Annotated in this window: 13 protein-coding genes; 8 read left to right on the plus strand and 5 right to left on the minus strand. The window is 73.7% G+C overall.

Going from position 1 to position 12,733, the window contains the following annotated elements; genetic code table 11:
* Positions 1-116: 116 nt before the first annotated feature.
* Positions 117-2,360: a helicase-associated domain-containing protein gene (locus K8W59_RS05015; RefSeq protein WP_223397681.1), complete on the minus strand. Its 2,244-nt coding sequence runs from the start codon at positions 2,358-2,360 to the stop codon at positions 117-119.
* A 64-nt stretch (positions 2,361-2,424) separates the two neighbouring features.
* Between K8W59_RS05015 and K8W59_RS05020 the strand changes: the two genes are divergently transcribed.
* The 3 genes from K8W59_RS05020 (at position 2,425) to K8W59_RS05030 (ending at position 5,786) form a co-directional block, all read left to right on the plus strand.
* Positions 2,425-3,171: a PP2C family protein-serine/threonine phosphatase gene (locus K8W59_RS05020; protein WP_223397684.1), complete on the plus strand. Its 747-nt coding sequence runs from the start codon at positions 2,425-2,427 to the stop codon at positions 3,169-3,171.
* A gap of 2 nt (positions 3,172-3,173) precedes the next feature.
* A complete protein-coding gene (locus K8W59_RS05025) occupies positions 3,174-5,000 on the plus strand; it encodes a helix-turn-helix domain-containing protein (RefSeq protein WP_223399733.1) in 1,827 nt (608 codons plus the stop codon).
* 204 nt (positions 5,001-5,204) lie between these two features.
* Complete coding sequence (locus tag K8W59_RS05030; protein WP_223397685.1) at positions 5,205-5,786, plus strand: hypothetical protein; 582 nt, start codon at positions 5,205-5,207, stop codon at positions 5,784-5,786.
* Positions 5,787-5,796: 10 nt separating this feature from the next.
* Here the strand turns inward: K8W59_RS05030 and K8W59_RS20140 are convergent, their stop codons facing one another.
* Both K8W59_RS20140 and K8W59_RS05035 read right to left on the minus strand, forming a co-directional pair.
* Positions 5,797-5,994 (minus strand): VOC family protein, encoded by a 198-nt coding sequence (locus tag K8W59_RS20140; RefSeq protein ID WP_263283305.1) that lies wholly within the window; start codon positions 5,992-5,994, stop codon positions 5,797-5,799.
* The gene (locus K8W59_RS05035; RefSeq protein ID WP_263283288.1) at positions 5,937-6,197 is read right to left on the minus strand and encodes a VOC family protein; all 261 of its coding nucleotides are present in this window, start codon (positions 6,195-6,197) and stop codon (positions 5,937-5,939) included. Before K8W59_RS05035 ends, K8W59_RS20140 begins: the two co-directional genes overlap by 58 nt.
* A 64-nt stretch (positions 6,198-6,261) precedes the next feature.
* Here K8W59_RS05035 and K8W59_RS05040 point away from each other — a divergent pair, with 64 nt between their 5' ends.
* The 4 genes from K8W59_RS05040 (at position 6,262) to K8W59_RS05055 (ending at position 9,277) form a co-directional block, all read left to right on the plus strand.
* Complete coding sequence (locus tag K8W59_RS05040) at positions 6,262-6,411, plus strand: hypothetical protein (RefSeq protein ID WP_223397686.1); 150 nt, start codon at positions 6,262-6,264, stop codon at positions 6,409-6,411.
* An 87-nt stretch (positions 6,412-6,498) separates the two neighbouring features.
* Positions 6,499-7,266: a 3-hydroxybutyrate dehydrogenase gene (locus K8W59_RS05045; RefSeq protein ID WP_223397687.1), complete on the plus strand. Its 768-nt coding sequence runs from the start codon at positions 6,499-6,501 to the stop codon at positions 7,264-7,266.
* A gap of 44 nt (positions 7,267-7,310) precedes the next feature.
* Entirely contained in the window at positions 7,311-8,693 is a 1,383-nt protein-coding gene (locus K8W59_RS05050) for an MFS transporter (RefSeq protein ID WP_223397688.1), read from the plus strand.
* A 68-nt stretch (positions 8,694-8,761) separates the two neighbouring features.
* A complete protein-coding gene (locus K8W59_RS05055; RefSeq protein WP_223399734.1) occupies positions 8,762-9,277 on the plus strand; it encodes an ATP-binding protein in 516 nt (171 codons plus the stop codon).
* Here K8W59_RS05055 and K8W59_RS05060 read toward each other — a convergent pair.
* Both K8W59_RS05060 and K8W59_RS05065 read right to left on the minus strand, forming a co-directional pair.
* Positions 9,233-10,027 (minus strand): inositol monophosphatase family protein, encoded by a 795-nt coding sequence (locus K8W59_RS05060; RefSeq protein WP_223397689.1) that lies wholly within the window; start codon positions 10,025-10,027, stop codon positions 9,233-9,235. The genes K8W59_RS05055 and K8W59_RS05060 overlap by 45 nt on opposite strands.
* A gap of 33 nt (positions 10,028-10,060) precedes the next feature.
* Positions 10,061-10,912: a hypothetical protein gene (locus tag K8W59_RS05065; protein ID WP_223397693.1), complete on the minus strand. Its 852-nt coding sequence runs from the start codon at positions 10,910-10,912 to the stop codon at positions 10,061-10,063.
* 195 nt (positions 10,913-11,107) lie between these two features.
* Here K8W59_RS05065 and K8W59_RS05070 point away from each other — a divergent pair, with 195 nt between their 5' ends.
* Positions 11,108-12,724 (plus strand): AMP-binding protein, encoded by a 1,617-nt coding sequence (locus K8W59_RS05070; RefSeq protein WP_223397694.1) that lies wholly within the window; start codon positions 11,108-11,110, stop codon positions 12,722-12,724.
* The last annotated feature ends 9 nt before the right edge of the window (positions 12,725-12,733 follow it).

The following is a 12,733-nucleotide window of genomic DNA, read 5'->3' on the forward strand; positions in this document are numbered from 1 at the left end:
CCGGTGGTGGGTTTGTGGGTGCATCAAGTGCCCGGTGGTGGGTTTGTGGGTGCATCAAGTGCCCGGTGGCGGGGTTGTGGATGCAGCAAGTGCCCGGTGGCGGGGTTATGGGTGCATCAACTGCCCGGTCGGACGGGGCGGACGGCGGTGATCCGGTGGATCGCGAAGCCGCGCAGGTCCTCGGAGCGGTGGTCGTAGGCCGTGAGCTGGCCGCCGTCGACGCGGCGGGGCTCGACGATCCGCTCGGAGGCTGTCCCGTGGTTGTCGACGTACCCGATCCACACCGACAGCCCGGCCTCGGCCGCCTCGCTGAGCCGGGCCAGCGTCTCCGCGGGGGTGAGGCGGGCCGACGCGGTCGTCGGGCGGGACGCGGTGGCGCGGTCGCCCGCGCGTACGGCGGCCACGACCGCCCCCACCTGCGCGGACTGCCGCGCCCGCTCGGCCCCGTCGGCGACCGGCCGGCGGCCGCGAGCGCGGACCACCTCCGGCCGGGTCACGTGCATCGTCCCGTCGGGCGACTCCACCACCGGCGCCGCCCCCAGCTCGCGCAGCCGGGGCAGCAGGAGCTCCGGCGGCAGGGTGCTGACCAGCACCGTGGGCGCGATCCGGCGCAGCTCCAGCGACGATGCGCGCGGATGGTGCAGCAGCCCGGCCAGCGCGGCCTCGTCGTCGGCGCGCACGAACGACTCGGCGTGCCCGACCTTGATCGAGCCGTGGGTCCGGGCGACGTCGTCGACGAGATAGGCGAGCGCCTGCGGGACCGGCGTCCGCGAGACCGACCCGACGAAGTCGTGCACCTCGGCGGCGGTCCACCCCGCGTCGAGGGCGCGTCGCACCGAGGCCTGGGTGAACCGGTGAACCGTGGCGCCGCCGCGCGACTCGACGTCGGCGACGTCGTGCAGCCGCCGCGCCACCGACGGCTCCAGCGGGCCGGGCGCGACGGCGGTGAGGTCCGCCTGCAGCAGCACCTGGTCGACCGGCGCGGGCAGCAGCGGCTCCAGCAGCGTGGCCGCCCGCTCGCTGTCGCCAGCCAGCAGCGCCCGGGCCGGGGAGGAGAGTCCGCCCAGCGCGGTCACGCCGAGGTGCGCGGACTCGCTGACCGCCCAGCCGGCCAGGTCCGCCCGCGGCCCCGGGCGGCGCGGCCGCAGCCAGGCGAGGCGCGAGACGAGGGAGGGTACGCCGGTCCCGGACGCCAGCACCTGGCCCTCGGGCAGCTCGCCCATCAGCTCCAGCGTCATGCGCCGCGTCTCCGCGGCGTACCGGCTGGCCAGCTCCGGCACGAGGGCGTTCCAGGTCTTCCCGGCCCGGTCCTTGGTGCCGACCAGCCCGGGCAGGCGCGGGCTCTCCAGCCAGGCCCGGGCCAGCGCCCGCCACTGCTCGGCGACCGACAGCCGCTCCCACCGGTCGAAGCCGTCGGTGGGTGCCCATACCTGGTCGCCCGTCGGGCCCGTGGTGGGGCCGAGCAGCCCGGCTCGCGAGGCCACCTCGATCAGCAGCGCCGCCTCGCTCTCGGCGACCTGCAGCAGCGTGGCCGCGGCCTTGAGGTCGCGCACGCCCAGGCCGCCCGCGCGGAGCACGTTGGGGGGCTGGGAGCCCCAGGTCTCCAGGAGCAGCGAGGTCCGCCGTACCGCCTCGAAGGCGGCGCCCGCGGCCGCGCGGTCGACGAGCTCGGCCGTGCGCTCGGCGGTGATCACCGCGGGCGGCTCGTCCACCGCGTCGGCGGTGGTGTGTCCGCCGCGGAGGGCGACGGCGACGTCGGCGGGCAGCACGACGGTGCCGTTCTCCCGTGGCAGCACCAGGCGCCGCGCGATCAGCTCGCCGGCCGGGGTGCCCTCGCCGCCGGCGGAGGTCCCCTCGCCGCCGTGCTCGTCGAGATGGCGCAGCAGCGTCACCGCCTCGGGGCTCGCCTCGGCCAGGCGCTCGGCCGCCGGCGGCAGCCCGTCGGGGGAGACCGCGGCCCGCAGGCCGGAGCTGCCGGGCGACCCGGGGGCGAACCCGTCGCCGACCGCGCTGAGCGCCCGGACCTGGTCGGAGTCGCCCCACGCCAGCGCCAGGTCGAGGAGCCGCTCGAGCGCGGCGTCGACACGTTCCGGCGCGGCGTGCACAACGTCGCGCAGGGCCGCCGCGGACTGCGGTCCGAGCACCACGAGCGCCTCCAGCACCGCGAGCTCGGTGCGGTCCAGCTGCTCGGTCGCGGCGAGGAGCGAGGAGCGTACGCCGGCCCGCGAGGCCAGCTGCCCGGTGTCCTGCGGGGCGGGGGACGCCAGGTCCGGACGCGCCGTGAGCAGGCGGGCCAGCCGCTCGTCCGGCCAGGCGCGGAGCTGGTCGGCGAGCGTACGGTGCGGGGTGCTGGTGGCCATCGGAACTACGCTACCGAGGTCCGGGTGGTGCGATCGCCCGGCACAGAGGTCGCAAGGAGGCGCGATGGACCCGGTGGAGCTGGCGGTCGGAGCGACCACGGACGTGGGCCGCGTGCGTGAGATCAACCAGGACGCCCTGCTCGCGGCACCTCCGGTGCTCGCCGTCGCCGACGGGATGGGCGGCCACCACGGGGGCGAGGTGGCCAGCCGGATCGCGGTCGAGGAGCTGGAGCGGGTCGAGGCCGGCGGCGCCGACTCGCGCGCCGCCGCGGCCGCCGTCCAGGAGGCGCTCGCCGCCGCGCAGGCACGGATCGCCGACTACGCCGCCGAGCAGGGGAGCAAGGACCCGGTCTGGTACGCCGGCACGACGGTCGTCGTCGCCGTCCTGGCCACCGACGACGCGGGGCCGGTCTGGGTGGTCGCCAACCTCGGCGACTCGCGTGCCTACCTGCTCACCGAGGAGGGGCTGCGCCGGGTCTCCGTGGACCACTCGGTGGTGCAGGAGCTCCTCGACGCCGGCCGGATCACCCCCGCCCAGGCGGCGGTCCACCCCGAGCGGCACGTGGTCACCCGGGCCCTCGGCGGTCCCGGCGTGCCCGAGCCGGACTTCTTCCGCCTGCCCGCCGCCCCGGACATGCGACTGCTGCTGTGCAGCGACGGCATCTCCGGGATGATCGACGACGCCGCCATCGCGCGGGTGCTCGCCGAGGTGCGCAACCCGCAGGACGCGGCCGACCGGCTGGTGGCCGAGGCGCTGGAGGCGGGCGGGCTGGACAACGCGACGGCGGTCGTCGCCGACGTGCTCCCGTGACGATGGCGACCTTCCTGGACCTGCTGGCCGACGGCGCCCCGCGCGCGGAGTTCGACCGATTGCTGGCCGGCTCCGACGGGGACCCGGCGGAGCTGCGCCGGGAGTACGACCTCGCGCTGCGGCTGCAGGAGCGGATGCGCCGGCAGGACCAGCGGGAGCGGGAGACCGCGGCGCTCTATGAGACCGCGAGCGACCTGACCGCGATCCGGGACGTGGACGCGATCCTCACCGCGATCGTGCGCCGGGCCCGACAGCTGCTCCGGGCGGACATGACCTACCTGTCGCTCAACGACGAGCAGGACGGCGCGTCCTACATGAAGGTGACCGACGGAGCGCTGACGCCGGAGTTCGCCCGGCTGCGGCTGCCGCTGGGGACCGGACTGCTCGGGCTGGTGGCGCAGCGCGGGGCGCCGTACTTCACCGAGGACTATCAGGCCGACGCCCGCTTCGTGCACCGCACGTACATCGACGACGCGGTCGCCGGGGAGCGGATCCGGGCGATCCTCGGGGTGCCGCTGCTGGTCGAGGGCGAGGTGATCGGCACGCTGCTGGCCGTGCACCGCAGCGTGCGGCCGTTCCCGCCGGAGGAGGTGTCGCTGCTGACGTCCTTCGCCGCGCATGCCGCCGTCGCGCTGGAGAACGCGCGGCTCTTCGCCGAGCTGGACCGGGCCCACCGGACCATGACCGAGCACACCGCCGCGGTGGAGCGGGCGGCCGCCGCGCACGACCGGCTCACCGACCTGCTGCTGCACGGCGGGGGAGTCGACGAGGTGGCCGAGGCGCTGGCCGGGCTGCTGGACGCGGGGCTCGCGGTGTACGGACCGGACGGGGCGCTCCTCGCCGGGCCGCCCGTGCCCGCCGGCCCGGCGTGGGATGCCGCCGTCGCGGAGTCGGTCGCCTCCGGACGATCAGTGTCCGCCGACGGGCTGCTGGTGGCGGCGGCGATGGCCGGCTCGGAGCACCTCGCGACCCTGGTGCTGCATCCCCGGCAGCCGGAGCCGGACGAAGCCGAGCGGCGCACCCTGGAGCGCGGGGCGCTGGTCACGGCGCTGGTGCTGCTCTTCGCCCGCGCGGCGGCGGAGGCCGAGGAGCGGCTCGGCTCGGAGCTGCTGACCGACCTGCTGGAGCGGCGGATGGGCGCACCGGTGCGGGTGCGCGAGCGGCTGCGGCGCCGTGGCGCGTCGCTGGCGCCGCCCCTGGTCGGGCTGGCGGCCGCGGTCGAGGGGATGGAGCGGTACGCCGCCACCCGGATCGTCGCCCGCCTCGCCGCCGGCCGGCACGGGCTCGCCGGCGAGCATCACGGCGCCGTGGTCCTCGTCGTGCCGGGTGAGGACCCGCTCGGCCTGGGGGAGGAGCTGCACACCGCGCTGGCGGGTGCGGGCGGCGAGGCCACCATCGGGTGCGCGCTCTCCACGGAGCCCGAGGTGGCCGGCGTGCGGGCGGCGTACGACGACGCGCGCCGCTGCCTGGACGCGCTGCTCTCCCTGGGTCGCCGCGGCGAGGTCGCGGACGCCCGGGCCCTCGGGCTGGCCCGGCTGCTGCTCGGCGACAACGGCCCCGAGGCGGTCGCGGAGTTCCTCACCGACGCGCTGGGGCCCGTGCTGGAGTGGGACGCCGCTCGCGGCACCTCGCTGGTCGACACCCTGGACGCCTGGTACGCCGCCGGCGGGCGCCACAAGGACGCCGCGGTCGCGCTCCACGTGCACCCGAACACCGTCGTGCAGCGGCTGGACCGGGTCACCGAGCTGCTCGGCCGCGGCTGGCGCGACCCCGACCGCGCCCTGGACCTCCAGCTCGCCCTGCGCCTGCGGCGCCTCCACGGCGGCTGAGGCCCGCTTCCCCGCCCGCACCCGGGTCTCCTCGCAAGCAAGTCCACCAATGGGCGCCTGTCCGGCACATCCCGGCAGGAGTACGGCGGCCCGCGGCCGCCATGGGTGGAGTTGCTCACGGCCGGGCTCGGCTGGGGGGTGGAGCCCGCACGGGGGGCGGGGCAGGATGGCAGCCCCGAGAGACCCCGAGAGACGAGGAGTCCCATGAACCAGGGTGAGGCGGGCGGCAGTGCCGGCCCGCAGGTGATCATGATCGTGCGGCACGGCGAGAAGCCGCCGGAGGACGGTGGGCCGCCGCACGGGATCACGCGGGACGGGGATCACGACCGGCACGCCCTCATCACGCGGGGCTGGGCGCGCGCGGGCGCGCTGGTGGGGCTCTTCGCGCCGGTGGACGCCTCGCCGCGGCCGCCGCTGGTGCGACCGGAGCGGGTGTACGCCGCCCATCCCACCGACGGCAAGCATCGGCGCGAGTCGGAGACGGTCAGCCTGGTGGCCGACCAGCTGGGCGTCCGGCTCGAGATGCCGTGCGCGGTGGGGCAGGAGGAGGAGCTGGCCGCGCGGGTCCGCGAGCACGACGGGGCGACCCTCGTCTGCTGGGACCACCTGCGCATCCCCGACCTCGTGGAGAGCTTCGGCGTGGTCGAGCCGCCCGTCCCCGCCGCCTGGCCGCCGGAGCGGTTCGACATGGTCTATCTCCTGACCCGCACGAGTCCCGGCAGCTACGCCCTCACCCAGGTTCCCCAGCTTCTGCTCCCGGGTGACAGCCCGGAGCCGATCGGGTGACCGCCCCGGGTCAGCGGATCAGGCAGAATGGATGTCCCACGGGGTCGAGGTAGACCTTGAAGCCGCCGTCGGTCGACGGCTGGTGCTCGTGCACCGTCGCGCCGGCCGCCAGGACGAGCTGCTCGACACCGGCGATGTCGTCGCCGGTGGTCAGGTCGAGATGGAACTGCTGCGGGTGCTCCCGCCGGGCCAGGTGGGCGGCACCCAGTCCTCGATCCGCTGGAAGGCCAGGGCGGTGCGGCCGCCGGGGTTCTCCGGCGTGATGCCGCCCTCGGGTGGGACGAGCACCGCCCAGTCGCGGGTGGCCCCCTGCTCGGGCTGCCAGCCCAGCACCTCGCCGTAGAACGCGGACAGCTCCAGGGCGTCGGGGCAGTCGAGGATCACCAGGTCGAGCTTCGGGTTCGTCGTCATGACCCGCACGCAGGAGCCATCGCGGACAGGCTGGGTCCGCGGTCGCGGCGGTTAGGCTGGGTGGATGCCGACCGCACTGCTCTCCGCGTCCGCGACGGGCCAGTGGGTGGCCCTGGTGTTGGTCCTGTTGCTCCCGATCGTGATCGTGGGCCTGCTCGTCCGGCACAACCGGCGGCGCCGGGAGCGGGGCGTGGAGAAGTACCTGCCCCGCTGATCATGTGACTTCGACACATGACCGGGCGACGGCTATGACCTGCGGGACCATGGTGAGCCGGAGCACATCCGGCCTACGGTCCTCGGCATGCCCCCCACCCCCCATCCGGCCGCGCCGCTCTCCGGCCATCGCGCCCTCGTCACCGGCGGTGCCAGCGGGATCGGCGCGGCCGTGGCGGCCCGACTCGCCGGGCAGGGCGCCCACGTCACCGTGCTCGACCGCGAGGCCGATGGTGCGGCGAAGGTGGCCGCCGAGATCGGCGGCGACCACCGGGCCCTCGACCTGACCGACGGCGCCGCGATCGACGCGCTGGACGTGCAGGCCGACATCCTGGTCAACAACGCGGGCATCCAGCACGTCGCGCCGATCGAGGAGTTCGACCCCGAGCGGTTCCGCCTGATCCAGCAGCTGATGCTCGAGGCGCCGTTCCTGCTCGCCCGCCGGCTCCTGCCGGGGATGTACGACGCGGGCTGGGGCCGGCTGGTCCACATCAGCTCGGTCCACGGCCACCGGGCCTCGCCGTACAAGTCCGCCTATGTCGCGGCCAAGCACGGGCTCGAGGGTCTGTCGAAGGTGATCGCCCTCGAGGCCGCCGGCCGGGGCGTCACCTCCAACACCGTCTGCCCCGGCTACGTCCGCACCCCGCTGGTCGAGGGCCAGATCGCCGACCAGGCCAAGGCGCACGGCATCGACGAGAGCGCGGTCGTCGACGACGTGCTGCTCGCGCGCACCCCGGTCAAGCGGCTCGTCGAGCCCGAGGAGGTCGCGGGCATGGTCGCCTACCTCTGCGGCCCCGGCTCCGCCTCGGTCACCGGCTCCTCCTTCCTCCTGGACGGCGGCTGGACCGCTGCCTGAGCGGCCCGCCGTCCCCCGATTCCCCCGCAAGAAAGGCACCTCCCATGAGCTCCACCTCCACCGGCGCCGCGCCCGGCTCGGCCGGCCCGAACGAGCCGGCCCAGCGCGACAACATCGTCAAGGTCGTCTTCGCCAGCCTGATCGGCACCGCGGTCGAGTGGTACGACTTCTTCCTCTTCGGCTCCGCGGCCGCGCTCGTCTTCGGCGAGGCGTTCTTCGGCAAGGTCGGCGGCACCGAGGGCACGCTCTACGCGTTCATGACCTACGCCCTCGGCTTCGCGGCCCGCCCCCTCGGCGGCATCGTCTTCGGCCACTACGGCGACAAGGTGGGCCGGAAGAAGATGCTGGTGGTCTCGCTGCTGATGATGGGGATCGGCACGTTCGCGATCGGCCTGCTGCCGACGTACGCCACCATCGGCATCGCCGCGCCGCTGCTGCTGATCTTCTGCCGGCTGCTGCAGGGCTTCGCCGTCGGCGGCGAGTGGGGCGGCGCGGTGCTGATGGCGGCCGAGCACGGCGAGGACCACCAGCGCGGCTTCTGGTCCAGCTGGCCGCAGGCCGGCGTCGCCCTCGGCAACCTGCTGGCCACGGGCGTCCTCTGGGTGCTCGCCTTCGTGCAGTCGCCCGAGGACTTCGCCGCCTGGGGCTGGCGCATCCCGTTCCTGCTGAGCGCCGTGCTGGTGCTGATCGGGCTGTGGGTGCGGCTGGCGATCGAGGAGTCGCCGGTCTTCAAGGAGGCGCGTGCGGAGCTGGAGGAGAAGAAGGAGACGGCCGGTCACATGCCGCTGCTGGAGGTGATCCGGAAGTACCCCAAGGAGGTCTTCCTAGCCATGGGCATGCGGATGGCGGAGAACATCTCCTACTACATCTTCACCGTCATCTCGATCACCTTCCTCACCACCTACGCGGGCACGCCGGACGACAAGGGCCTCATCCTCGAGGCGCTGCTCATCGGCTCGGTCGTGCACTTCTTCGTCATCCCGGCCATCGGCGCGCTCTCCGACCGGGTCGGCCGTCGGCCGCTGTATCTGCTCGGCGCGGTCGGCGTCGCGATCTGGACCTTCGTCTTCTTCGACCTGATCGCCACCAAGGACGAGACCAAGATCGTGCTCGCGGTGATCGTCGGCCTGGTTCTGCACGCGCTGATGTACTCCCCGCAGGCGGCGTTCTTCTCCGAGCTGTTCGGCACCACGGTGCGCTACACCGGCGCCTCGGTGGGCTACCAGCTGGCGTCGATCTTCGCCGGAGCGCTGGCGCCGATCATCGCGCTGAAGCTGCTCGGCGACGACCTGGCGAACCCGGACACCTTCGCGGTCGGCGTCTACGTCGCGATCGCCTCGGTGATCACCGTCGTCTCGGTGCTGCTGGCCAAGGAGACCCGCGCGACCAGCCTGCGCCACGACCGGGTGGTGCCCGAGGCGCACTGATCCACAGCATCCCCTCAGACTGACCTCAGGCCGGTCCCAGCACGGCCGGGTTGACTGAAGGTGTGCGGATGGTGCTGGTCGGCGGCGTGCCCGGGGCGGGCAAGAGCACGCTCCTGCGTCGGTACGCCGGCCGGCCGGGCACGCTGGTCCTCGACCCGGACACGCTGCGGGAGCGGCTGGCGTGGCGGCCGCTGGTCCACCTGGCCCACCAGCTGCTGGTGTGGGCGGTGACCCTGGCCGGCCCCCGGCTCGGCCGCACCGTCCTGATCCACGACACCGCGACCCGTCCGCGGCGCCGGGAGGCCCTCCTCGGGCTGGCCCGGCGTCGCGGATGGGACGTGTCGCTGCTGCTGGTCGAGGTGAGTCGTGCCACCGCGCTCACCGGCCAGCTCGAGCGGGGCCGGCTCGCCCCGGCGCACGCCTTCGAGCGGCACTGGCGCCGATGGCTCGGCCTGCGCGACGGCGCCCAGCGGGTCGCCGTACCCCCGCTCGTGGTGACCCGAAGCAACGCCCCGGCCGTCCTCGACGGACTGGTGCGCTCAGGCCCCGAGCAGAGGGACGACCGCCTGGCCCAGGCCGGGTGACGCGGCCGCCACGAGCCGGATCCGGGAGTCGCCGCGCGGCACCTCCACCTGCGCGCGGTAGTCGCCGCCCGCGGCCTGCGCGAGCTCCCCGCCGGCCTCGGCGAGCAGCAGGCCGCCCGGGGCGTGGTCCCACGGGTGGGCGCCGCTGTAGAGCAGGAAGTCGGCGTCGCCCTCCACCAGGTGCGGGTAGTCGATGCCGCACGAGATCCAGGTCAGCTCCAGCGGCGGGATCTCGCCGATGGTGCGGCCGATCCAGTCGCGACGGGAGGTCACGCCCCGCCAGCGCCCGGGCTCCTCGGGGGGAGGGGTACGGCGCAGCCGCTCGCCGTTGCGATAGGCGCCGGCGCCCTTCTCGGCGACGTAGCCGAGCCCGTGCTGGGGCTGCCAGATCCAGCCGCGGACGATCTCGCCGCCGCGGATCTCCGAGACCATGACGGCGTGGTCCGGCGAGCCGCGCACGAAGTTCTTCGTCCCGTCGACCGGGTCGACGGTGAAGGCGTGGTCCGCGGCGCGGAAGGCGTCCATGAGCGACGCGTCGGCGGCGTACGCCTCCTCGCCGAGGATCACCGCACCGGGGTAGGCGCTCCGCAGCCGCTCGGTGATGAGCACCTCGGCCTCACGGTCGGCCACCGTCACCAGGTCGCCGGGGTTCTTCTCGGCCACCTCGGCGTCCGAGAGGGCCCGGAACCGGGGGTTGATCGCCTCCTCGGAGACCTCGACCAGCAGCCGGAGCACGTCCTCGGTGTCCACGGCGTCCAGCCTACGTGCCGTAGGCGGCGTTGATCAGCCCGGCGGGGCCGGCCACCCGAAGCGACCGGCCGCCCAGGCGTAGGTCTCGGTGACGATCTCCAGGCAGGCCCGCTCGACCGCGGCGTCGGAGCCGCTCAGGAGGTGGGCCGGGACACGCGTCTCCACCGTGGTGGTCGGCTCGGCTCCCGGCTCGTCAGGAGGATCCTCCCAGGCGTCGCGCCCGATGCCGCTCGTGTCGTCGGTGACGTGCAGGGTGAAGAGGACGTCCTCGTTCGGGTTCACCACGTCGAGGTAGTCCTGCCATGCCCGGTCCGCTGCGAGCCGCTTGTTGAGATGGGGCGCGCGGCACGGAGCGGTGGAGCGCCACTCGACGTGCATCAGCAGCCGGCGCCCGGCCTCGTGGGCGGCGAGACCGCGAGCCTCGACGGGGATCCGTGCTGCGTGCGCGGGGACACCGCCCGGGATGGCCGGCGGTTCGGGCCAGCCGAAGCGCTCCATGCCCCACACGTAGGTGTCGCGGGCCACGAGTCGGTAGATGTCCTGTGCCTGGTCTCGGTTCACGTCGGCGAAGAACGCCGCGGGGATCCGCACCTCGATGAACGTCCCGCCATCCCGCCGACTCACCTTGCGGGTGACGAGTTCGGTCTCGGCCACGACGGGGCTCACCATGACGTCGAGCTCGGGATCGAGCTTCCACAGATACGCCTGCCAGGGCACCGACCACGCGAACAACTCGCCGGACTCGTCGCGGACTCGCCGTACCCCGGAGCGCTTCGCCCGCCACACCGCGTCCGCGGTCGGTGTCCGCAGGTTGTCCTCGTCCAGGTTCTCGGGGTCGAAGGTGAAGTCCCGGACCTCTGAGTGGATCAGCTCGTCGTCGGCCATGAACCCACCCTTCCTGCAGGCATCGCTCCGAGTATCCCCGGCCGTCGGCCCTCCCCGCGACTTGTCGAGAGTTCGGTCAACCTGGCGAGCGCCGTACCGCTCAACAAGCTGACCGAACTGTGCGTTACATGGGAGTGAGGCCCCGCAGACCCCGAGGGTGGCCGCCGTCACATGCGCCCGGATAGGTTGCCGAGCATGGAGTCCTACGCAGCAGGGGAGACCACGCCGGAGCTCCTGGAGGAGACGATCGGCGCGAACTTCGAGCGCACGGTGGAGCGCTGGCCGGACCGGGAGGCGCTGGTCGAGGTGGCCTCGGGCCGCCGCTGGACCTGGGCGGAGCTGGACGCGGACGTGAACGCGCTCGCCCGCGGCCTGATGGCGGCCGGCATCGAGAAGGGCGACCGCGTCGGCATCTGGGCGCCCAACTGCGCGGAGTGGACGATCACCCAGTATGCGACGGCCAAGATCGGCGCCGTCCTGGTCAACGTCAACCCGTCCTACCGCACCCACGAGTTCTCCTACGCGGTCAACCAGTCCGGGCTCCGGCTGCTGCTGGCGGCGACCGGCTTCAAGACCAGCGACTACCGGGCGATGATCGAGGAGACCGCGGGGCAGAACCCGACCCTGGAGCGGGTGGTGTACGTCGACACTGACGACTGGGCGGCCCTGGTCGCCGAGGGCGAGCAGGTCAGCGAGGAGGCGCTGCGCGAGCGGTCGGCCTCCCTCGAGCCGGGCGACCCGATCAACATCCAGTACACCTCCGGCACGACCGGCTATCCCAAGGGCGCCACGCTCAGCCACCGCAACATCCTCAACAACGGGTTCTTCACCACCGAGACGATCAACTTCACCGAGCAGGACCGGCTGGCGATCCCGGTTCCCTTCTACCACTGCTTCGGGATGGTCATGGGCAACCTCGGCTGCACCACCCACGGCGCCACCATGGTGATCCCCGCCCCCGGCTTCGACCCCGCGACCACGCTGCAGGCGGTCCAGGACGAGCGCTGCACGGGGCTCTACGGCGTCCCCACGATGTTCATCGCGATGCAGAGCCTGGAGGACTTCTCCGACTACGACCTCTCCACCCTGCGCACCGGGGTGATGGCCGGCTCGATCTGCCCGGTCGAGGTGATGAAGCGCTGTGTGGAGGAGATGAACATGGCGGAGGTGTCGATCTGCTACGGCATGACCGAGACCTCCCCGGTGTCCACCCAGACCCGCACCGACGACGACCTGGACCGCCGTACCGCCACCATCGGGCGGGTGCATCCGCACGTGGAGATCAAGGTCGTCGACCCCGCCTCGGGGGAGGTCGTCGAGCGTGGGGAGACCGGCGAGTTCTGCACCCGCGGCTACTCGGTGATGCTCGGCTACTGGGACGACCCCGAGAGGACCGACGAGGCGATCGACGCGGACGGCTGGATGCACACCGGCGACCTCGCGGTGATGCGCGAGGACGGCTACTGCAACATCGTCGGCCGGATCAAGGACATGGTGATCCGCGGCGGGGAGAACATCTACCCGCGCGAGATCGAGGAGTTCCTCTACACCCACCCCGACATCGAGGACGTGCAGGTGATCGGCGTCCCGGACCCGAAGTACGGCGAGGAGCTGTGCGCGTGGATCCGGATGCGCTCGGGCCGCGACCCGCTGGACGCCGACGCCGTCCGCGAGTTCGCCACCGGCAAGCTGGCGCACTTCAAGATCCCGCGCTACGTCAAGGTGGTCGACGAGTTCCCGATGACGGTCACCGGCAAGATCCGCAAGGTGCAGATGCGCGAGGAGTCGGCCGCCGAGCTGGGGCTGTCGTGACGCGGGTCG

It is taken from the genome of Nocardioides rotundus (assembly GCF_019931675.1).
GTDB lineage: Bacteria > Actinomycetota > Actinomycetes > Propionibacteriales > Nocardioidaceae > Nocardioides > Nocardioides rotundus.